We start from the raw sequence: 22,886 nt of genomic DNA on the forward strand, positions 1-22,886 counted from the left end.
AATTTTCGACTCGTCTAAATAATTTAAAATACGTATTTACCACAAGTTAGTATCATCGTAGTCCTCTAATGAAGGATCGAGAGGCTCTTCGCGGAGGACGCTGCGCATGTAGCGGTTTACGTCTTGGCGAAGGTTCTTACGTGGAATGACGCGTGGGTCGTAGAGGTCATGATTAACCCATACGAGTTTGATGCCATGCTCACGAGCCTGCTGCTCGAACATACCGTGCATACCATCAAGGGCCTTGCAGGCAATGTGCTCCCAAAGGATAACCATGTCTGCACAGAACTCCTCACAATATCTCCAAAGATCGTCAAGAAGAACCTCATAACCACCATGAGTACGGTTTCTCATAATCATGTTTTCATACTGATGTGCCATATCGTAAATAGCCTGTTCCTTATCATCCTCTGAAATCGGATCAAGAGAAACCATTGTAAGCATATCAAACATTGGAAGAATTCCCCAACAGTTCATAAGCCATGCAACGAAATCTGTGTAGAACTGAGACTGAACTCCCCAAATTACCGCACGATGACGGTATTCCTTAGCGAGCATGTTCTTGTTCTTGTAGGCTTCTGTAGCCATCTTTGTAATCTTTTTATCAAGAGTGGCAAAGGCTGGAACCTTTCCTGCGATTGCCATGTACTCTGTCTCACGATAGAGCAAAATATTATTACCAACAACCTGTGGATAATCTGTCTTTGTGATTTCAAGCCACTCAGAACACTCTCTTGCACCGATGTTGATTCGCTTAGCACACTCGAAATAGTAATCCCAGTCGAACTTCTCGCCTGTCTGTTCCTCGATGAACTTGATAGCATTTCTAACTTCCTGGGCAGCATATTCCTGAACACCAGGCTCAGTGTGACGAAGTGGTGTAGCAAGCTGATGAACCGGAATTCCATTACGCTCCAGTGCTCTTGAAATAACACCATTTCCCATAAGTGAACCATCACAGGTAGTGTTACACTGAACAGCACACTTACCAAAGATTGGCATATCACCATCGATACAAATACCAGCCTCAGATGCTGGCATTGGACAAACATCACCAGGCATACCACATTCCTGAACTACATCAAGATAGTGTGTCATGGCATCTCCCTGAAGGAGTACGCAAACGTAACAGCTTGCTGTCTCCCAGCTGAGTCCCTCAAGATTTGGGAATCCACACATGATGTTTGTCATTTCGTTTTCATCCATAAGGACTACATGCTTTGAAGCCTCTGGGCTGGCGCCAAGGTTCTGGTCCATTGAGAAAATCTTGGTCAAAAGCTTCGCAACATCGCTTGCAACCAAATCATATTCCTCACGGCAGATGCGAAGCTGTGTTCCACGAAGTCCCATGGAATGCTTATCAATCATCATTGGAACTGCCAAATAATTCTGCATCCAACGATATCTGAAGAAGCCCTTTACGTTCTTTGGGTGGAGCATGAATTTACCAAGCATGGCCATAATGCCCAGCCATCTGGTGTAATCGTACCAAGTGTCCCTGATACCTCTCCACTCTCTATGTTTAAATACTTTTTTGTCACCACTATAAAGCTTCCCTAGTTGAGAGCTTCCAATTGCTTTCCCCACTCTTGATTCCTCCTTGGATTTTCTTAATTTCGATACTCTCCACGAAGGCTTGAACGCGGGTACGAATCTGTCCCGAATTGCCTACTGCATAAGGTCTATCGATTGTAAGAACTGGGTAACCATACTCCTCACGAAGCACATGGCTTCCCACCATTCTCTCATATGCCCATGGATCACAGAACTTCATCTGTTCGTAGATGATTCCATCGGCCTTATATTTCTTTGCGATTTCATCTACGTACTCACGTCTTCTATTCATCTTAGGTGTATCCATATGACGTGGGCACATGCATGTCATCATGTAATGACGGCAAATCTGAGTGAGAACATCCTCATCATCATTAAGGATGATTTCCTCGCGGCCTGGTAATGAACCGAAGCAGAATCTGTCGGCGCATACGTAAGCACCTGAATCCTCGATAAGCTTAATCATATCGATATCGTCAATCTCTGAACCAACCACTGCAACTCTTGCACGATATGGCCACTTCTCATCTGGCTGGCGATTCTTAACTTCCTCAAGTGTCTCCTCAAGCTTCTCTAGGAGAAGGTCCTGTGGACACACATAAGTACACATAGTAATAATATGGAATTCATACCCTGTGATACGAGGCTTTTCTTCCTTACGGAAGTTTCCAAGCTCAGTAATGATGCGGCAGATTTTATTATGCTCTTCCACTGATTTTCTGAGTGCTTCATCACTAATATCAATGCCAAACTTTTCATGTAATGGCGTAAGAATCTTTTCCTTGCACTGACTAACATAGAGGTTAAGGCCATTATCATCTGCTTTCATTGGAACCTCTAAGTACTTATAAAAGAAATGTTCCTTCTCATTGATTTTCAAAAGCTCCATGTTCTCAACGCAACGGTTGATCATGGTGCAGCCATCTGGAGCCATAAGACAATCTAAAAACTGATAACCACCTTCGATGGCACGCTCAAGCAATGCTCGCGAATACTCGCAAAGCAAACTGGTAAGGTAATAGGTTCCCATTTCCATAGAACCTGTGCGTGGTGCACGAAGTCTAACAGTAAATGCATTGCCAAGGTTCATGAGAACCTCAGGAATCTGATAGCACACTGAACCCACACAAATTCTGCCATCAGCCTGAGCTTGTCTAACCAGCTCATTGTCAGCATCCATGAGAAGATTCTCAAAATAATAAAGATGCTTTAAATCCTTCATTTTTATAATTCTCCCTAGTCCGCCTAGCGCAAGCTAGACATATACATTCCAGAGACGCGCTTTCGCTCTTGCGGTGCTCATTGCCCTACATAAGATGCCAGTAAACTGCCATCTAAGTAGGGATGGCACCTAAAGGTCTCTTTGAATGTATATATCTATCTTTTGCTTGGCTCAATATAAATATTAAATTACTCCCATCTTCTCCAATGAGCTACGTAAACCTGTTACGATTGGTGCTTCGCTTGGGATATAGAATACGGATTCTCCTTTGAGATCACGCTCTGTAAGATTTGCGTCTGCAGGAATCCATCCTAAAAGTGGAATATCCGCTAAATCCATGTACTGCAAAACATCCTCGGAAGGCACGCGATTCACAACCACACCGATTTTGTCATACATTACAAGATTGTCTGCCACTTCCTTGATAGTCTTTACAACGCCACAGCCCTTCTTACTAGAATCTGTGATAAGAACAAGGTGAGTAACCTTTTCCATGACGCGGCGATTAATCTGCTCGATTCCAGCCTCGCCGTCGATGACTATATAGTCGAAATTATCGGCCACCTGTGCAATGACCTCTTTAAGATATGTGTTAATCTTGCAGTAGCAACCAGCTGCCTCTGGGCGTCCGATCGCAATAAAAGAAAAGCCATCCATCTCAACCATAGCATCGAAGATACGATATCTTGCTTCACCAAGGACCTCAACGGTTGCCTTAGCATCTCCGTTTTCAGCGGCCTCAACAGCTTCCTTACGAATGTCATCGAGAGTAAGCTCTGGCTCAACGCCAAGTGCTGTAGATAAACCAACAGCTGGATCCGCATCAATTGCTAAGATTTTCTTGTCAGGATAAGCTTCCACTAACAACTTGACCATCACCGATGCAAGCGAAGTTTTACCTACTCCACCTTTACCAGCAACAGCCAACACTATAGGCTTTTTTCCCATTTTAATTATTTCTCCCTTTAATAGAACTACTACATATTGATAAAAATTTATCAATTATTGCCATTCCATTCTAGCATAGAAGCATTCCAAAAAAAAGGATTAAAAAAGGCCGCAGGCATTTTTGGTTGAATAAACAAAAACACCTGTGGCGTAAATATCAAAGTGCACAATTCTATTCCTCTACGTGCAGCTTTTTGTTCATGTACGTGATGAGCATCTCGAGGCCTGCCTCATTCTCTCCACCACGAGGGATGATGATGTCAGCATGCTTCTTAGATGGCTCTACAAATTCCTCGTGCATAGGCTTAACAGTCTTTGAGTACTGATCAATGATTGACTCAATGCTTCGACCTCTTTCAATCATATCGCGCTTGATACGGCGCATGAGGCGCTCGTCAGCATCAGTATCAACAAAAATCTTGATATCCATCAAGTCGCGGAGCTCCTTATTCTCAAGAATAAGAATACCTTCCATGACAATAACAGTCTTTGGCTCAATGTGGACAGTCTCATTAGAACGGTTGTGGTTTACATAATCATAAACAGGCATATCGATAGCATAGCCCTTAATGAGCTTTCTCACATCCTCTGCCATTCTGTCAGATTCAAAGGAATCTGGATGGTCGTAATTCAGCTGGCTACGCTCCTCATAGGTCATCTCTGGATGAGCCTTGTAGTAAGAGTCATGGCTAATAACCGCAATGTCCTCTCCAAAAAAATCCTGTAACTTGTTGATGATTGTAGTCTTGCCTGATGCAGAACCTCCTGCAACACCAAGAACGCAAATTTTCTCTGACATAATTATAAATACTCCTTATGGTTTGAAACGTTTGAACCCCTCGCCATACACTGCCTTTGATTCCATTATGACAATAAATGCGTCCACGTCAATCTTTTTTGCAACACGATTGACCTGATACATCTGCTTGTCTGAGCAGGCACACATCAGAACCTGTCTCTCGTCGCCCTTGTATCCACCCTTTGCAGTGAAAATAGTTGTACCGCGCTCAACAGCCTTGTCGATTGCATCTGCAATAGCCTCTGCCTTGTTGGTGACAATCATACACATCATACCTGCATCTGCAGAAATCATCACCTTGTCCACCACAAGTGAACCAATATAGCTGATTACAAAACCATAGCAAAGCGCTTCAAAGGAATGGGCATAAGCAATTGTATCGATAACAATAATCACTGTATCCACTATGAAGAAGATTCTTCCCAGTGACATATGTGGATGCTTAGCCTTGATAATCATCATGATGAAGTCTGCTCCACCTGTTGATGAATTGCGCATATAAACAAGCGCATATCCAAGGCCTGTAAATACACCAACAACAAGTGCATTTAAAAGCAAATTCCCTACCTCCACTTTAGGAATAAGAGGTGCAACATAATCCATCATGACTGTGCCAATTGCCATAGTCTTGAAGGATTTCAGCAGGAATTTCTTGCCAAGTACCTTGTAGGCCCACACAATAAGTGGAATGTTCATGATGATTGTAGCGATACCGATTTTCCATCCCCAGTACTGATAGAAAATCATAGCGATACCAGTCAGTCCTGTCAATGGGAATTTTGCATCGGCTGCAAAATTATACAAAGCGATACCAATGCATAAGCCTGACAAGGCATCCATTAAAACATCAATTAAAAGCTCTTTTCGTCTCTCAGCTGACATATATTCCCCCTAGTCCGCCAGTCAAGCCAACAAGCCCCAACTTTTCTGACCAGTTTGTTACAGCTACAAGCCTTAGATACTCTTTGCCGAACTACATGTTCTTGCAAAGAGCACTAAGAGCTTGCTGCTTACAAACTGACTTTAACTATTCCTGCTTGTTGCCTTCTGGCTCCTAAAATATTTTAGTCATTTGCAAATCGCTTTACGATTCCGTGAAGCACTTTAACGACTGTATCCATGCCCTCGGCTGTGATGTGCTCCATTGGGCCGTGGAAATTATATCCACCTGTACCAAGGTTTGGACAAGGAAGACCCATAAATGAAAGACGTGCTCCATCTGTGCCGCCACGGATTGCAACAGCCTTTGGATTTTCTCCTGCATCCTTTAATGCATCGAAAGCATAATCTATTAAGAACATATGAGGCTTAATCATCTCAAGCATGTTCTGGTACTGATCCTTGATATTAAGCTCGCATGTGCCTTCGCCATACTTCTGATTGATGATGTTTGAAGCGTGCTCCATAATCTTTTTCTTGTAAGCAAACTTCTCTTCATCGTGATCACGAATAATATATGAAAGTGTAGCCTCAGCAACATCACCAGACATATCTGTAAGATGGAAGAATCCCTGATAACCCTCTGTCTGTGATGGCACCTCTGAAGGTGGAAGGAGTGCATTAAACTCCATAGCAACAAGTGCTGCATTTACCATAATGTCCTTTGCATCACCTGGGTGGATATTTACTCCGTTAAACTTAACCTCAGCGGCTGCTGCATTAAAGTTCTCATACTCAACTGCATTTTCTTCGCCACCGTCTACAGTATATGCGAAGTCAGCTCCAAAGTGCTCAACATCAAAGTGGTCTGCACCAGCGCCTATTTCCTCATCAGGTGTGAAGCCGATACAGATTTTACCGTGAGGCTGATTACTCTTAAGAATCTCCTCAACAAAAGTCATAATCTCAGCGATTCCAGCCTTATCATCTGCACCAAGAAGAGTTGTACCATCTGTATGAATAAGTGTGCGTCCCTTTAATGTCTTAAGGTGTGGGAAATCCGCCACCTTTATAACACGACCTGATGTTCCAAGGACAACATCCTCACCATTATAATTCTCTTCAATTATCGCATTTACGTTTTCGCCGCAAAAATCCGGTGCAGTGTCCATGTGTGCGATAAAGCCTACAACCTTCTTGTCCTCGTAGCCTGCTGTTGCAGGGATAGTTCCATAGACATAGCACTTGTCATCAACATGTGCATCCTCTACACCAAGACCCTTGAGCTCCTCAACAAGAAGCTTTGCCAAATCAAACTGGCGGGCTGTAGAAGGCACTGAAGTGCTATCCTCATCACTTGTAGTAAAAACCTTTACATAATTTAATAATCTTTCGTATGCTCTCATTTTATTCTCCATAAAAATAGGGCCCGCTATCGGAGCCCTATAATACTTTTTTCATACATAATCGGGAAAGCAAGGCCCATGAATAATTGCCTTCGGCAATGGGCCTGCTGTGGCAGACAGGCAACTCCCACAAGTGGGCCCCTCCTGCCTGCTAGTTACTGGTTAATCATGAAGTCTAACAATCTCTTTGAATCCTCAGGCTCATATGCGATAAGTTCAAGCTCAGGAATGATGCTTGAATCTGCCTGGAAGATATTTGCAAGAGAAACAAACTGCGAAAGCTTAGACTTAAGATTTAATCTGTCGCCTTCGTTTGTAACAAGCTCAACTGTTCCAACACAGCTATCAATTACCTTAAAGAATGCTTCTGTGTCCTTAATATTAGTAATCTTCATATGAACCTCCTTATACGTTGAATCTGAAAGTGATTACATCTCCATCACTTACAATATACTCCTTACCTTCCATACGAACAAGTCCCTTTTCCTTGGCAGCAGCCATAGAACCGTTTGCCATAAGGTCATCGTAGCTAACTACTTCTGCCTTGATGAATCCACGCTCGAAATCTGTGTGAATCTTTCCAGCAGCCTGTGGAGCCTTTGTTCCCTTCTTGATTGTCCAAGCACGTGTCTCGTCCTCTCCAGATGTAAGGTAAGAGATAAGACCAAGAAGTCTGTAAGATGCAGTGATAAGCTTATCAAGACCTGACTCAGAAAGACCCATAGCCTCTAAGAACTCCTGCTTCTCTTCCTCTGACTCAAGCTCTGAAATCTCCTGCTCAATCTGAGCTGAGATTACGAATACCTCAGAACCTTCCTTTGCAGCATACTCACGAACAGCCTGTACGTTCTTATTATTAGCGCCATCATCTGCAAGGTCCTCGTCCTCAACATTTGCAGCATAGATAACTGGCTTAGCTGTAAGAAGGTTGTACTCCTTGAAGTAGCCTTCCTCATCCTCATCGTTAAGCTCGAAGGTCTTTGCCATATTTCCAGCTTCCATGTGATCTAAAAGACGCTTCTGCATAGCAGCTTCCTTCTGAAGTGTCTTATCCATACGAGCGCTTCTCTCTGTCTTAGAGTAACGACGCTCCATAACTTCCATATCTGCAAAAAGAAGCTCAAGGTTGATTGTCTCGATATCTCTGAGCGAATCAATAGAACCATCAACGTGAACTACGTTTGCATCCTCAAAACAACGTACAACGTGAACGATTGCATCTACCTCACGGATGTTTGCAAGGAACTGGTTTCCAAGTCCCTCACCCTTTGAAGCGCCCTTTACAAGACCAGCGATATCAACGAACTCGATTGTAGCTGGAACTGTCTTCTTTGAATTGTACATCTTTGTGAGTACATCAAGACGCTTATCAGGAACTGATACAACACCAACGTTTGGGTCGATTGTAGCAAATGGATAGTTTGCTGCAAGTGCTCCTGCCTTTGTAAGTGAATTAAAAAGTGTCGATTTTCCGACATTAGGCAATCCAACAATGCCAAGCTTCATAGTAATATATCTCCTTCTATATATAAATATTCTTGCGTATTTAAAATTTAGTCTAAATCCTATGTATATTACCACATTTCTATTTATTTCTCCACCCTGGGTATTTTTTTAGTTTCGGGCAGTGCTGGTGGCATTTTTTTCTTTTGCACTGCCCGCTTCTCTTCTTTTGGGCAGTGCTACATTCATTTTTGCTTCTAGCACTGCTCATCTCTCTTCTCCTGGGCAGTGCTGCATTCATTTTTCTGTCTAGCACTGCTCATTTCTCTTCTCCCGAGCAGTACTGCAAGCATTTTCTTCTCTAGCACTGCCCATTTCTCTTCTCCCGAGCAGTACTGCAAGCATTTTTCTTCCTAGTACTGCTCATTTCTCTTCTCCAGAGCAGTACTGCAAGCATTTTTCTTCCTAGTACTGCTCATCTCTCTTCTCTAGGGCAGTACTGCAAGCATTTTCTTCTCTAGTACTGCTCATCTCTCTTCTCCAGGGCAGTACTGCAAGCATTTTCTTCTCTAGTACTGCTCATCTCTCTTCTCCAGGGCAGTACTGCAAGCATTTTCTTCTCTAGTACTGCCTGGACCCACAAAACTCTTCACAAAAAAGCAGCTATCTCAATTTGAGATAACTGCTCTATGTTACGTTCAATATTCAATTAGATCGACTAATTGGAAATTATCAATTTCTAATCTTTCTAACATTTCGATTCATCAAATGTCTACCGAGATTTCTGTATGCAAAAGCTTTGAGTGCTGTCATTTCCTGATGATGCTCTTTTAACAACTCATCTGGGCAATCATATATCCCGAAGTCTTGGTTTATACCTTCACTCTGTATGTAAGTATTATTCCTATCAAAGTCAATTACAGGATTTCTGAAATCTGTTACAGCCACACCATAACCGCAAAAAGCACCGCTACAATCAAGATTCATCTCTTGTAATTTTTCTAAATACGCTCTATCTAAAATAAATGCTTCTAGTTCATACCATATTCCTTCAAAATATACTTCTACCCAGCTATGGAAAATATTCTGAGGTGCATTTCTATATACGAATCCTGTCATAGCGCCTTCCTGTAATTTTTTGTCAATGGTAAATCCATGCACACGACACGGAATTCCACAACTCCTGAGCAGCGCCATAAATAGAGTCCCTTTTGTATTGCACTGACCATAACCATCAGCCAATACTTTAGAAGCAGGAATACAATCATCTATATTATAACCAAAGAGAATTTCATCCCTTATATAATTATATATGGCTTTCAACCGCTGGTATTCATCTAGATTTCTCCAACCCCGTTTTTCAATTAACTCTTGAATACTTTTATTGGAATAATCTAACATCTGTGTTTCTCGCAAGTACTGTTCCATTATGTCCTCCCACAAATTTGAAGTTATACCACTGTATATCCTTCAGCAGCCAATACGTTCAATGCACGCTCAAAATTTTCTTCTTTTACAAGAATATAATCTGTGTTATATGTCGATACTGCAAAGATTCCAATTTTGTGCTCTGCAAGAATACCTGAAAGTTTTGACAAAATTCCAATTAATGAAAAATCAAGAACTCCTTGAATGCGAAAACCTCGCCATCCATCATCTCGTTCCACCGTATTTATAGGAGTATCTTCTGTTTTACAAACTAACGATACCTCTTCATCTGTCTTACCAATAAAATAAAAATCCGACTCTAAATTGATACTTGATACCTCAGTTACCTTACAGACTGTTAGTTTGCAATCTATTCTCTTCAGTTCCATCCATGTTCTCCCATACAAATTGGATTTGCTTATTTCTTTTTCTTTGGAGCAGGCAATTCATCAACCATAGAATTCAAAAGCTTATTCAAGAAATCTTTGTTATCTATGTCATCAACCAAAAGCATTTCCTTGGCTCCCTCATAGGGTGTTTCATATTGAGCGTTAGCCATCATCTGTTTTGCAGATTTAGTTGGTTTTACAAGAAATCTATCATCATAGATTCCGCCGATAATCTTACCCTGATAATAAATGATATATTCCCCCATCATTGCCTTGTATGAAATTTCATCAAGTGATGATAGCTGTTCTAAAATGAATTCCAAATAATCTTTACTTGAAGACATATAAAACCTCCTTCTCAACAAACCTGCTAATATTTTTCAAAACATGCTTTGACAATTGGCTCTATCGTGATTAAATCCACAAAATCCACCTGTTTATTATAGGTTTCTATCATTGCCCTTACTTCAGAAGTTTTCTTGTCTTCTGGCAGTGTTACAGCTTTTTTATATAACATTCCCATCATGGTTTTGTGCTTAAATCCTAGCTTTGAATAATCTATTCCACCTCTCAAATGGAAAATAGAAGCTCTATCATATACTTCTGTTGGCAGTTGATTCTTCATGCCCTTCTTTATCGTGTCCGTATTCGTCTTGTCTGTTGGATCTGCAAGTCCCACAGTAGCAATTACTATCGTATGCCCATTGCTATCCTTCATGCCTTTAAATGTCTTTTTCATCCCCAGTACTCCGCCAGCATATAATGCACCAACATAAATAATTGTATCGTATAAATTGACGTCTGCCACTTCCTCATATGATTTCAACTCAAATCCAAGACGATTTGATAATTCTTCAGCATATCGCTTTGCTGTACCATATTGAGAACCATATATTACTATATTCATATTATCTACTCCCCGAGAAATTCGAAGTTGTCTTATTCGACTAAACCTCCATGAAAAACACATTCATAGATTTCATTGCCTTTATAACTAATGATTTCTTTTCCCTGGAACCAGTCAAACGAGCCATCTACATCACAATGATATGTGTAATCACCTTTAGTATAATCTGCTGGTCCTCGGAATGGCTTTTCTTCTGGAACTAGAAGTAGCGCTTCTTTCAAAAAATCTCCACTGAAATTGGCACCAATAACTCTACCAATATAGTTCATGCTCCAATAAGGAACATCTTTAATCCAAAGAGCCTCTTCTCCAGCAAATTTGCCAGTTCCTATATATGTATCGTAATACATATAATCTCCATCTTCATAAATCAAATCATGCGATTTTATCCTTGATGAAGTTGTCTCAGCACCTTTGCCTGCATAAGTAGCCTTCTTAGCTGTTATTAAAAAATCTAGTAAATTCTTGTCCATAATTCCCCCACAAATGCCGATTTTTATGATTCAATTTCAATATTAAATACTACAGTCTCTCCACAATCAATACACTGATAAGGTCCATTTTTTAAATTGCCCCCTCTTCTAAAAGCATAAATGAAAGGATTATTGCCTGCATTGCAACCATGCAAACATTATCACTGTTATCTTTATCAAGGTCACTGCCTATAAAACGAATAACATCTCCAACTTTGTACTTTGGACAATGACTTTCTACTACTGTAACCTTTACCTTGTTATCTGTATAACCCACTTCAAGCCTCCTATAAATTGCGATTTATGCGACTGTCGTCTCTTCACGAAAGATTACCGATACATGAGTAATCTTGTTTTCGGGATCTGGGTATTCCTTCTCGAAATGCATACCTATAGATTCTGCAGTCTTATAAGAACCGACATTTGTATATTTGCAATATGAATAGAGTGCAGGGTAATCCGTGTTTGCAAACGCCCAATCTCGTACAGCAGTTGCTGCTTCCTTAGCATAACCTTTTCGCTGATGATCTGCGCGGATATGATAACCAATCTCAGGGAGCATCTTCCCCTCAATATTCTGAAGTGTCAATCCACAGTCACCAATCATCTCTCTAGTATCTTTCAAACATACAGCCCAGAGCCCAAAACCATTCTCATGATATCGGTTCATATTTCTTTCAATCCAATCATTGACTCTTTTCTCGTCAAAGGTATATGGATAATGCTGCATGATGTCTCTATCGGCAAGGACTTTGTATAGTGCCTCGAAATCATCAGTATTCATTTCCCTAAGAAACAATCTCTCTGTTTCCAAAATAATTTTTCGTTCCATATTATGTCCCTCCTATTGTAGCTAAATTATTTTATGTTTAATTATACAGAATCCTCATCCAGCAAGGAATACACAATTCAAAAGTGATAATAAAAAAGAACAGCTATCTCTTTCGAAATAACTGTCCTATGTAAAAAACCTAGGTGTTACTACCCCTCCTAGGTTTACCTATTATATTTGGCATGAAACGTTTCCAAATTGATTAATATGTGCCATTTTTTTGCCATTCATGTGCCATTTAAAACCACTTCACGTGATTTTACGTGACGATATGTAAGGAAGGAATTATATCTCCTTCTAAAAGTAATGATTTACTGTATTTTCAATATTTATGACACTTTTGGTCATAGCCTTTTGTATATTACCACATTTCTATTTATTTCTCTACCCTGGGCATTTTTTCTAGTTTCGGACAGTGCTGGTGGCGGTTTCTTCTTTTGCACTGCTCTTTTCTCTTCTCTGGGGCAGTGCTACATTCATTTTTGCTTCTAGTACTGCCCGTCTCTCTTCTCCAGGGCAGTACTGCAAGCATTTTTCTTCCTAGTACTGCTCATTTCTCTTCTCCAGAGCAGTACTGCAAGCATTTTTCTTCCTAGTACTGCTCATTTCTCTTCTCCAGAGCAGTACTGCAAGCATTTTTCTTCCTAGTACTGCTCATCTCTCTTCTCCAAGGCAGTACTGCAAGCATTTTTCTTCCTAGTACTGCCCGTCTCTCTTCTCCAGGGCAGTACTGCAAGCATTTTTCTTCCTAGTACTGCTCATTTCTCTTCTCCAGAGCAGTACTGCAAGCATATTTCTTCCTAGTACTGCTCATCTCTCTTCTCCAAGGCAGTACTGCAAGCTTTTTTCTTCCTAGTACTGCTCATCTCTCTTCTCCAGGGCAGTGCTGCAAGCATTTTTCTTCCTAGTACTGCTCATCTCTCTTCTCCAGGGCAGTACTGCAAGCATTTTCTTCTCTAGTACTGCCTGGACCCACAAAAGTCTTCACAAAAAAGCAGCTATCTCAATTTGAGATAACTGCTCTATGTTACGTTCAATATTCAATTAGAGGGTAATCAAGCTTGTTGAATTTTTCCTTTATAAGAGCTATACCCTAGAATTCATCTCCGCGAACAACCAGATTGTCACCTGTTTTAATATCGAAGATTTTTCTTGCCTTGGCGGGAATAACAATCTACCCCTTATCCCCAACTTTGACCATTCCAAAGATATGTTTTTCTTTCGGGGATACGCCTATCTTATCTGCGACATCCTCCTGTGACAGATTGCTATAGGTTTTTGATTTTCCTCAGAAAATCAAGAACCGGACATGGACCAATATTTTCTGAAAGAAAATATTGCTTGGCAAAGCCAAGTTCTTGTGGGCTTTTTCCTTAAGTAGCCCACAAGAAGTCATACTTTCTTAATTCAATAAGGTTGTCAGCAAAACTCATTCCTTCTTCTCCTTTTTTATCCCCAGAACGCACCATCTTAAGAAAGGTATGCGACTAATTATCTCATACAAAAGGTATGAGCCTGCGAAGGCTGCTATTGTAACCAGCAGGTATACGATGACAGGCGCAAGGGCTGGGCATAGTGTATGCAAATACCATCCGCTGACCGCTATCATCAGATAATGGAATACATATAATCCCCATGATTTTTTGCACATCCATTTTGAAAAAGCATTCTGGAAATTGCCCCATTTTTTCATGAAGGCAAGTATGCCAATTGTTCCAAACCATGCAAATACATTGCACATGATTGTATCTAGAACAACGTGATCGGCATAAGGCTGACCTATATAAAGAATTACAAAGGCTACACAGGATACTAGGGCGATGATGCTTAAAATCAGCCAATTTTTGCCAAGTCGTTCCATCACTTTGTCATGAGAAAATACAAAATAGCCGATTAAGAAGCCAAGCCCATAGATACCAAATCTGTACACCACTATCATCGGTGTATTAAGTATCTGCGCTGCGCCATATACAGGTATAACAAACAGCATAACTATCAAAAGATTGGCCTTCCCACAGATATTATATAATCTGTCTTTTTCAATCTTTCTAATAAGCACAAGAACTAGGCTGAAGAGCCATAGCATCTGAACGTACCACAAAACGCCGCAACCGCTGACTGCCATTATCAGGAAAAGAACCGGCTTTGGTACATTGTCCATGGTATCAAATGCACCGCCCATCAGCATGTTATAGTAGCCAAGAACCCATCCAAACACCAGAAGGCCGATTGTTGAAGGCACAAGAAATTTTCTCGTCCTTACTCTGATGAATTCCTTCTCTGTTCGCTTATTCAGTTCGTAGCGAGCTGACATGCCTGACACCACAAACAGGAGCAACATAAACCATGGATACACTATGTACTGATATGTATCCTGTGGCTGATGGTCACTGAATGGACCGATAATCCCATGCACAACTACGCCGTTGAATATGTAGATTACATGATATATGACAACTAGCACTACTGTTATCCAACGAACATTATCTAAGTATGTCTTTCTCATATTTCTACCACCTTTGCTAAATATTTTAACATTTTTCTTAATAGTAAAAAAGAAAGCTTCGCCTGTCTACCAAGCGAAGCTTACATATATTACTCTTTTTCGTTAGATTTAGTTGCGATTTCCAACTCACCTTCAAGCCCTTTGAATTCTCTCATGCGATGATCACCTTATATGCATTCCTCCTTCTGGGGCCGAGCTCTCTGAATGACTTTATCAATTCTAAACAGTGCTATAAGACTTTGCGTTGACGCCATTGATAATAATTCTTCCAAAACACAAGAATTTATAAATGTAGAACGCTCAATCCCGCATATTCTCGTTATCCATTGATAAAAATCTCAGATTTTAGAAAAAATTTATCAATCAATAGACGAAAGAACAAGGTTGATTAATCGTCTATTTATAAAGCCAGCTACCCAGCTTTGAATTTATCCAACAATGTAGAAAGTAGTTTTGCTAAATTCCCTCCGGAAAAGAAAATAGCCCCGGAGCGGCTCTATATGGAGTCACCCTGGGGCTATTATGTAGAGAAGATACGAATCAAAAATTATTAGTATGCTGTAAACTCATTCTGTTCTGCTACACATCCAATCTCTTCACAAGCCTTTTTTTCAGCTTCTGATATGGTGTAGAATACGCGTCCATTCTTGTCTTGAAGCTTGAACACTTCTCTACCAGCTACTACTGGTGCATACCAGCATATTCCTTCATCTCTCCAACCCTTTAATACATATTCTGATCGAAGATTAGCATCAGTTGTGTATATATGTTCTGAACCGCCTGTCATATCAAGAAGTCTGTAAACTGGCTTACCAGCCTTGTCAGATACATACCATGCAATTCCCTCATCTATCCAGCCTGAGGCCGTCTCATTTTTGAGAAGACTTGCTCTTTCAACTACATCTATTGTATAAAGGTGCTCACCTGTTAAAGTGTTGTACAATCTGTAAACAGGCACCGTCTTAGCATCTTTATTGTCTGATGAGCCACCTGATACAGGAGGAACATAATCTTCATCTATTATTGCAAGTACATAAGATGAAAATCCACTTGCATATACGAAAAGATAATTAGTCAGTTTGTCAAAGAAATACGTATTATCCTTATACTGGATTGGGTCTGTAGCCTTTTCATTAAGGGTTGTCAATGCCTCAGCCTTTGTTCCATGGAAACGGAATGCCTCAAGTCCCTTGGTAACAAGATCAGATAATTCTAATGCAATCTGAAGAACAGTGTTATTCTTTTCACCAATGTTCTCACTCTTAGATTGGCTGGTATCCTTATTTCCAAGAGCGTCCCAAACTGTGGTATTCTTCCAAAGATTCATCTCTAAAGCCTTACCAACCTTGAAGCCTGGACTAAGCATCTCTTTAATTGCTTCAACCTGAGGTGCAATTTCCTCTGACTCATTTTTTACTTCAAGCTTTACTTCAATATCCTTATTGCCAGTTGCAGAGTTCTTCTCTTCTTCTGTAAGGATATTACCAAGTCCCTCTACTGCTACCTTCGGTGCATTGTCTTCTACATCTACTATTGCAGAAACATTCAGTGAATAAAATATGATTTCTCTCTATTCACCAAGCGTCACGTTTATAAACCGTTTTGCCATCTCAGCATCTGGTGAGTTTTCCAAATAAACACCGTAAAGATCCCAGCTATATGCATCTGTGATAGGAATGGCACGGATATTATCATCCTTCGGGAATAGCTTTGGTGAAATTCCTACACCGATACCATTGCGAACCAAGCTATAAATAGTGGCGCCGTCTACAACCCTGGCTACTATATTAGGATGAAAGTCTTTCATGTGACATGCATTCATAAGATTTTGATAAATGTGATATTTTCTATTCATGGAAACAATCGGCTCATCTGTCAAATCAATAATGTTTATCTGCTCTCTGTCCCAAAATTTATGGCCTTTATACACATAAAGCACGATTTCCACAGACTTTATCAACTGACAAATCAAGCCTTGCACATTTGGTCTGCCTACGACCAGTCCACAGTCAATTACGCCATTTAAAACCTGCTCTAATACTATCTCGTTATCCTGTTCGTCCCAGTTAGCAACTATCTCAGGATTTGCTTTCATAAATCGATTAACCGCTGGAATGTCAATAGTTCTGATTACACCTGCTGAAAACCCAATTCTGAAGTGCTTTTCTCTTTTGACTAAGGAACCAATAGAAAAAAACATTTCATTAATATCCTTCAAAATCTCATGGGATTTCTCGTAATAGATTTTGCCTGCCTCAGTAGGCATAAAACCGTCCTTAGAACGCACAAAAAGCGGCATGCCGCACTCTTCCTCAAGGCTCTTGATTATTTTGCTAAGACCCTGTGGTGATAAGAAAAGCTTTCCGGCTGCCACCTGCAGATTCTTTTCCTCATATACAATTTGGAAGCATTTTAAATTTCTCATATTCATAAGTGGATTTTAATACAAAAAAGCCCGTCAGGCAAATCGGGCCTGACGGGATATATTAATGTTATTTGGGAGAAATGATTTTATTTTTATATAATTTAGGGGAGTTATATAAAAATGTTTTGGGGTTCGACGAGTATAATACTGTAAACCTACCCCAATATCCATCAACAAAAAGTTGATGGTATATAAACTTCTGGTTGATTATACTGCAAAATCAATCTTCTCACCTGTTTTAATCTCGTCATAAGGAACAGCCGTCCAGTCTATTCCACGAATCTTTTCTAAGAGCTCTTCTGCTGAAGATGCTTCGACAGTGGTGCGCTGTCTATACTCCTCATTCTTCTCATAGGATTTCTCATAAGCGCTTGCCTTTGTTTTTTTCTCCTCTGCCTTTGCCTCTTCCTTCTGCTTCTCTCTGTTGGCCTGGATTCGCTCTCTCTGTTTAGCTGAAGATTTCTCTAGCTCGGCAAAAAGCTTTATAGAACCGTCATCAGCAAGCTCAATTGTAATCTTGTTGATTCCTGTATCATCATCCAAATCACCCTTCTCAGCAAGCTCATCCATCAGTTTCTTGCTCATCTCAACAGCATCTTCCATCTGTTTCAGGCGCTCATTTCCATATTCTTCATCCTCTGCCATTTTTTCAAGCTCAGAGCTTGAAATCATAACAGATATTTCTTTATCACTTGCTGCTGCCAGGGCGTCCTGATCTTCCTTTGTATCAGCAATTATAAAATCGTAATCCTTATATTTCTCACGAAGGGTCTTCAGATACTCCTTGCCCTTATCAGAAAGCTTGCTCTCTGTACTCTCTGCCTTCTTGGTTTCAGTCTTTTTTACCTCTGAAGTCTCAGCCTTTTCTGCTGTCTTATTCTTCTTCAGTCTGTTTACATCATACTGATTGTAAAGACTGCTTAATCCGTTGATACCTACCATAGCTATACCTCCTTGTAATCCCATGGTCAAACCATTTATAGATTATGTTATTTGAGACATCATACTTCCCTGTATCTAGTCTTCGATTTTTATATCGGTCGTCGCAAAAAATACTTTACAGTTAATATAGCCAAAATACCTTCTATTCTTTTGGGCAAGTTATTGCTATACTATACTTAAACGTTTTAGAAAGGGTGGTTTTCTATTATGAAAAAAATCTTTGTAAATCAGGTTGGCTTTCTTCCAAAGGCTGAAAAGAAGGCTGTCCTCAACTTTAATGCTGATGAATTCACTGTAAAAGATTCTGATGGCAAAGAAGTATTAAAGGGTCAGACCAGCCACTTCGGCACAGATGAAATATCTGGTGAAGATACGTTTGTAGCCGATTTCAGCCAGCTTAGTCAGTCTGGAAAATATAAAGTTGTCGCAAACGATGCAACAAGTACTTCCTTCGAAATTTCTGAGAATGTTTACGACAAACTAATGCACGATATCTGCAAATGCTTCTACTATCTCAGATGCGGTGATGCACTTGATAAAAAATATGCTGGTGATTATTACCACGAGCCTTGTCACATGACAAAGGCCACTGTCTATGGTGAGGACGTTGAACCTGTTGATGTTTGTGGTGGCTGGCACGACGCTGGCGATTATGGCAGATACTCTACTGCAGGCGCTGTTGCTGTGGCACACCTTCTTTATGGCACTCGCTTGTTTAGGAATCTTTTGGATGTTGATTTCGAAATTCCTGAAGAAAAATGTGACAAGGGTGTCCTTCCAAACATCCTCGCAGAGGTTAAAGTAGAGCTTGATTTCCTTATGAAAATGCAGCGTGAAGACGGCAGCGTTTGGCACAAGGTAACCACCTTCAGCCACGCGCCATTCATTATGCCGGAGGATGACAAGGAAGAACTATTCCTTTTCCCAACCTCATCCCTTGCAACTGCTGATATTGCTGCGACCTTCGCTTTAGCCTATACAATCTACAAGGATTACGATACCGCATATGCGAATCTTCTATTAGAAAGAGCAAACAAGGCATACGAGTGGCTTGACCTCAATCCTGAAGCAAAGCTTTTCAAAAATGCAGAAGGCTCTAACACCGGAGAGTATCCAGAACCTGAGGATTTCTCAAACAGATTTTGGGCAGCCTGCTCAATGTACGAGGTAACAGGCGACAAAAAGTATTACGAAGACGCATGTGCTTTAATCCCTGCAATAAAGGCCCACGATAAGTCAGACACTCCAAAGGAATACCATGGAAATATTTTCACTTGCTTTGGTTGGGGCGATGTTGCTGGTTTCGGTTCCCTCTCTCTTATTCTAAAAGGCGAAAAAAATGAGCTTACTGAACTTGCCAGAGCAAGCTTTCTCGATGAAGCAAATCGCCTTTGCAAACATGCCATGACAAACGGATTTGGTCTTTGCATGCTTAAGGAAGACTTTATTTGGGGCAGCAACATGGAGCTTCTCAAATATATGATGGTTCTCACTGTTGCCAACAAACTTGAACCAAAAGCCGAATTCGTAAATACGATAACAGCCGGTCTGGATTATCTCCTTGGCTGCAACAGCATGGACACCAGCTACGTAACAGGAAGCGGTGAGAAAGCATTCAAGAACCCTCATCTTCGTCCAACAGCTGTGGATAATATCGAACAGCCTTGGCCAGGACTTGTTTCCGGCGGACCAAACATTGGCCTCCAGGATGAAAAGGCCCAGACCCTTCCAAAAGATTCTGCACCTATGAAATGCTACATTGACCACGTGGACTGCTATTCACTTAACGAAATAACCATTTACTGGAATTCACCTCTCGTCTTCGTAATGGCTGGACTTCTATAACCCTGCGGCTCCTTGATTTTTTCAAGGGGCCGCTATTGTTGTACCCATTTATATATGCTCATAGCCCAATGCCTCCTGCCGCAGCCTGCCCGCCCCCCACTGGCCACAGCCCAAGACGCCATGCCCCCTTCCCAGTTCTCATGCAGCATTTGAACAAAATGTTAGATTTTCTTAAGCTGCTAGTGGAGCTTTATGTGGGTGTCCTTCTATTGGTTTTGCACTTCGAAGCCACTGTATTACACAACACAGACACATTGAAGTCTAAATAAGCCCCTCTGCACAAAGCTTAGGATAATTGCATTCATACTCCATTCGCTAAGTGGAATTAAAAAAATGAGTTTTGTATGTATATGCACCGTGCTTTATGCAACATCGTGTTGCTGTCGCACTTGTGCCGCCGTCCCAATGTCATTTAGATAGCAAAAATACAAAAAATTTAGTATCATAAAAATCATGATGATTCAAAACATAATACAGCCAGTTCTCGGGTTTACGGTCAAAAATATTATTTTTGAAAAAGGCAAACAGACAGTCTGGGGAGACTGCCTACTGAAAGGTATTTAATTGTTTTGAGTTATCGGTAGGATAACGGTACAGCTGACTGGCGACGTATTATTCTTTTGAATTTACGTCCCGGTCGGACTGGTACTAAGAATCTGTTTATTAATTTCTCTAAATCCTTCACTACTCCAATTATGTAAAGACGTACAAACTTCTGTATCTGTGAGTGATTGAAGTTGTATGTATAAGTGTTGCTTGCACTTTCTCTTTTTGTTATGGAATTTGCGATACATGATGAAAAATTATATAGCGTCAATTTCCCATATATTTCCTGGATTAAGAAATCTGATTTTAACGAATGAATATGAACCATATTTCCCGCATATTTTAAGTACCGAAAGGCCGTTTCTTCACCCCATCTTAAGTTATAAAGTTCTTTTATTGTGTCTAATGAAAATACATCCCTAGGAAGATTAGTTACGATATATTCAGACACCCCAGACGAAAGAGGAAATTTTAAAACACGAAGTCTTAATAAATCCACTTTATCTTCGCCATACTCGATAAAATCATAACGGTATTCTTTTCTTATTAAATGATAGTTTTCATATTTACAATTTTTTCCATGGCGTATACGTCCGATATTTATAGTAAAATTCCCGTCAAAAAGACAATCCTCAACCACATGCTTGTCTTTACAGCAAAGGGCGAGAGCATCATTTTCCTTAATGCGAATCAAAAATAGTTGATTATTGTTAATTGCATGCGCAAAAATATTAAAAGTTGCATAACCTCGATCTGCAATGAAGATCCTTTTTTGTTCTGATAGTGAGCACTTATCTAAAAATTTACAGAAAGCATCTCTTTCATTCATTCCTTTCATCCCTTGAATTTCAATATCAAGAAAAAAGTTCTGGTCTTGAAGCGCTGACAACATTGGCAAATGATATATGCCGGTTGCCTCCATAACTATACGAATTTCTCCATCCAGCCGCTGAATCATTTGAATCAGATTCTTCAACTCACTCTCTGTGTGCATTACCTCAAATGGGCTTGCGACAATCTCTCCATAAGGTTTCAGTATACACACTGTACTTTTCTCCTTTGAAACATCAATACCTACGCTGATCATACATAACCTCCTATACTTGAATTAGTAATTGTTTACCACCCACACTTATTACCATTCATTTTAGTTGGTTACACGGGAGCTTATCCCTACCTGCTTAAGCGAATACTTATAATAAGGGGTTGGTTGACAGTTTTTGTTGCCGGATGTGATAATCCAAAAAGCGGCTCGCCATACCAATTACTCCCCTTATTATAAAAAAATAAGTGCAGATGTCAGAGTTAATTACTCTCTAACAACTACACTTTTATGGTACTAAATAGCGGCCCCACACTACACAGTGTAGAGCCGCAGGGTATACATTGTCCCACGTAGTATTACGAAATGTTCGGTTTCTTGGCATCGGTACTCCAGTACATACTTTTGAATTCTGTAGGAGTGCAGCCTTTCTGAAGCTTGAACATACGTATAAACGAAGATATTGAAGTGAAGCCACAATTAAGTGCTACATCAGTAACGGAAATGCCTGGCTCCACCAAAAGATCCTGTGCTTTTGCAATACGTTTTTGATTAACGTATTTGTAGAAGCTGGTGCCAGTGAACTGCTTGAAGAGTCGTTCAAAATAGAACTTGCTGAAGCCGCTCATGTCGGCGATATCATCAAGCTTCAAATCCTCTGAGCAGTGTGCGTTAATGTAGTCACAAATCTCCATAAATTTTGGAGCATACTCTTCTTTTACGATTGGATTGTAATTCGTATTTACGTTAGTGTTGGAGTAGTTGGTTCCAATTAAAACTAGCATCTTCAGGAGCTTGCTGTAGATATTCACCTCGGAAAATGGCTCGTTTGCCATATACTCCTCGCGGATATCGATGAGCATCTCTTTTACTATACCGTGAATCTCAGGATACTCTTCCTTTGTGATGACACAATATGGGGACATAATTGAAAACAGAACCTCCACATCCCTCATGAATCTAAGGGTGGTGGTGTTTGGCTGAAAAATAATTCGGCGACCTGTAGGCGGCGCAACGATAGAGTGCACACACCCTGGACAAATAATGCAGATATCCCCCTCCTGAAGCATTACTTCCCCATTTGAAAAAACCATTTTGTAAGTATTTTCCACTGGCATAATAATTTCAATTGCTGGGTGCCAGTGCATTGGATAGTCTTCGTACTGTGTATTATCATAAAGCTTCAAGCTAGTGCTCTGCTTATAGTTTACGGTCTCAAAAATCCCATCCAGGCTTTCGATCATAACATCCTTCTCCTTCCAGCCCCATCAAGGGCAATAATTGATAAAAACCTCCGTCT

At 40.5% G+C, this 22,886-nt stretch carries 22 protein-coding genes; 1 reads left to right on the top strand and 21 read right to left on the bottom strand.

Features of this window, described 5'->3' with window-relative positions:
* Positions 1–36 precede the first annotated feature (36 nt).
* The 19 genes from FXF36_RS06055 to FXF36_RS06150 all read right to left on the bottom strand — a co-directional run bounded on the left by FXF36_RS06055 (position 37) and on the right by FXF36_RS06150 (position 18,153).
* Positions 37–1,587, bottom strand: a complete 1,551-nt coding sequence (locus tag FXF36_RS06055; RefSeq protein ID WP_151622940.1) for a 2-hydroxyacyl-CoA dehydratase family protein — start codon at positions 1,585–1,587, stop codon at positions 37–39.
* Positions 1,544–2,776, bottom strand: a complete 1,233-nt coding sequence (locus FXF36_RS06060; RefSeq protein ID WP_151622941.1) for a 2-hydroxyacyl-CoA dehydratase family protein — start codon at positions 2,774–2,776, stop codon at positions 1,544–1,546. The genes FXF36_RS06055 and FXF36_RS06060 overlap by 44 nt, the downstream gene beginning before the upstream one ends.
* Before the next feature lie 183 nt (positions 2,777–2,959).
* Entirely contained in the window at positions 2,960–3,724 is a 765-nt protein-coding gene (locus tag FXF36_RS06065) for an ATP-binding protein (RefSeq protein WP_151622942.1), read from the bottom strand.
* Positions 3,725–3,896: 172 nt separating this feature from the next.
* The gene (udk, locus tag FXF36_RS06070) at positions 3,897–4,523 is read right to left on the bottom strand and encodes a uridine kinase (protein ID WP_151622943.1); all 627 of its coding nucleotides are present in this window, start codon (positions 4,521–4,523) and stop codon (positions 3,897–3,899) included.
* Between the two features lie 15 nt (positions 4,524–4,538).
* Positions 4,539–5,405 carry a YitT family protein gene (locus FXF36_RS06075; protein ID WP_151622944.1) on the bottom strand — a complete coding sequence of 289 codons (867 nt, stop codon included), beginning with the start codon at positions 5,403–5,405 and terminating at the stop codon, positions 4,539–4,541.
* A 182-nt stretch (positions 5,406–5,587) separates the two neighbouring features.
* A complete protein-coding gene (gene pepT, locus FXF36_RS06080; RefSeq protein WP_151622945.1) occupies positions 5,588–6,808 on the bottom strand; it encodes a peptidase T in 1,221 nt (406 codons plus the stop codon).
* Positions 6,809–6,963: 155 nt separating this feature from the next.
* Positions 6,964–7,203 carry a polya polymerase gene (locus FXF36_RS06085; RefSeq protein WP_151622946.1) on the bottom strand — a complete coding sequence of 80 codons (240 nt, stop codon included), beginning with the start codon at positions 7,201–7,203 and terminating at the stop codon, positions 6,964–6,966.
* A gap of 10 nt (positions 7,204–7,213) precedes the next feature.
* Positions 7,214–8,314, bottom strand: a complete 1,101-nt coding sequence (gene ychF, locus FXF36_RS06090; RefSeq protein ID WP_151622947.1) for a redox-regulated ATPase YchF — start codon at positions 8,312–8,314, stop codon at positions 7,214–7,216.
* Positions 8,315–8,983: 669 nt separating this feature from the next.
* A complete protein-coding gene (locus tag FXF36_RS06095) occupies positions 8,984–9,682 on the bottom strand; it encodes a transglutaminase-like domain-containing protein (protein WP_524538437.1) in 699 nt (232 codons plus the stop codon).
* 20 nt (positions 9,683–9,702) lie between these two features.
* A complete protein-coding gene (locus tag FXF36_RS06100; RefSeq protein WP_027438426.1) occupies positions 9,703–10,068 on the bottom strand; it encodes an ACT domain-containing protein in 366 nt (121 codons plus the stop codon).
* Positions 10,069–10,097: 29 nt separating this feature from the next.
* The gene (locus FXF36_RS06105) at positions 10,098–10,412 is read right to left on the bottom strand and encodes a TfoX/Sxy family protein (RefSeq protein ID WP_151622949.1); all 315 of its coding nucleotides are present in this window, start codon (positions 10,410–10,412) and stop codon (positions 10,098–10,100) included.
* 26 nt (positions 10,413–10,438) lie between these two features.
* A complete protein-coding gene (locus FXF36_RS06110; RefSeq protein ID WP_151622950.1) occupies positions 10,439–10,975 on the bottom strand; it encodes a flavodoxin domain-containing protein in 537 nt (178 codons plus the stop codon).
* A 32-nt stretch (positions 10,976–11,007) separates the two neighbouring features.
* Positions 11,008–11,448: a DUF5680 domain-containing protein gene (locus FXF36_RS06115; RefSeq protein WP_151622951.1), complete on the bottom strand. Its 441-nt coding sequence runs from the start codon at positions 11,446–11,448 to the stop codon at positions 11,008–11,010.
* 91 nt (positions 11,449–11,539) lie between these two features.
* Entirely contained in the window at positions 11,540–11,725 is a 186-nt protein-coding gene (locus tag FXF36_RS06120) for a TIGR04076 family protein (protein ID WP_151622952.1), read from the bottom strand.
* 24 nt (positions 11,726–11,749) lie between these two features.
* The gene (locus FXF36_RS06125) at positions 11,750–12,280 is read right to left on the bottom strand and encodes a GNAT family N-acetyltransferase (RefSeq protein ID WP_151622953.1); all 531 of its coding nucleotides are present in this window, start codon (positions 12,278–12,280) and stop codon (positions 11,750–11,752) included.
* 1,429 nt (positions 12,281–13,709) lie between these two features.
* Positions 13,710–14,786 carry an acyltransferase family protein gene (locus FXF36_RS06135; RefSeq protein WP_151622954.1) on the bottom strand — a complete coding sequence of 359 codons (1,077 nt, stop codon included), beginning with the start codon at positions 14,784–14,786 and terminating at the stop codon, positions 13,710–13,712.
* 550 nt (positions 14,787–15,336) lie between these two features.
* A complete protein-coding gene (locus tag FXF36_RS06140) occupies positions 15,337–16,152 on the bottom strand; it encodes a hypothetical protein (protein WP_151622955.1) in 816 nt (271 codons plus the stop codon).
* A gap of 204 nt (positions 16,153–16,356) precedes the next feature.
* Positions 16,357–17,211 carry a LysR family transcriptional regulator gene (locus FXF36_RS06145; RefSeq protein WP_167511306.1) on the bottom strand — a complete coding sequence of 285 codons (855 nt, stop codon included), beginning with the start codon at positions 17,209–17,211 and terminating at the stop codon, positions 16,357–16,359.
* Between the two features lie 207 nt (positions 17,212–17,418).
* Positions 17,419–18,153: a DUF6033 family protein gene (locus tag FXF36_RS06150; protein WP_151622957.1), complete on the bottom strand. Its 735-nt coding sequence runs from the start codon at positions 18,151–18,153 to the stop codon at positions 17,419–17,421.
* A 207-nt stretch (positions 18,154–18,360) separates the two neighbouring features.
* On the opposite strand from FXF36_RS06150, the gene FXF36_RS06155 reads away from it, so the two are divergent.
* Complete coding sequence (locus FXF36_RS06155) at positions 18,361–19,998, top strand: glycoside hydrolase family 9 protein (RefSeq protein ID WP_151622958.1); 1,638 nt, start codon at positions 18,361–18,363, stop codon at positions 19,996–19,998.
* Positions 19,999–20,572: 574 nt separating this feature from the next.
* On the opposite strand, the gene FXF36_RS06160 is transcribed toward FXF36_RS06155, so the two are convergent.
* Both FXF36_RS06160 and FXF36_RS06165 read right to left on the bottom strand, forming a co-directional pair.
* Entirely contained in the window at positions 20,573–21,631 is a 1,059-nt protein-coding gene (locus FXF36_RS06160) for a transposase (protein WP_151622959.1), read from the bottom strand.
* Positions 21,632–21,945: 314 nt separating this feature from the next.
* Positions 21,946–22,830 (bottom strand): helix-turn-helix domain-containing protein, encoded by an 885-nt coding sequence (locus FXF36_RS06165; RefSeq protein ID WP_151622960.1) that lies wholly within the window; start codon positions 22,828–22,830, stop codon positions 21,946–21,948.
* Positions 22,831–22,886 lie beyond the last annotated feature (56 nt).

The sequence above is a fragment of the Pseudobutyrivibrio xylanivorans genome, assembly GCF_008935055.1.
Classification (GTDB): Bacteria; Bacillota; Clostridia; order Lachnospirales; family Lachnospiraceae; genus Pseudobutyrivibrio; species Pseudobutyrivibrio xylanivorans_A.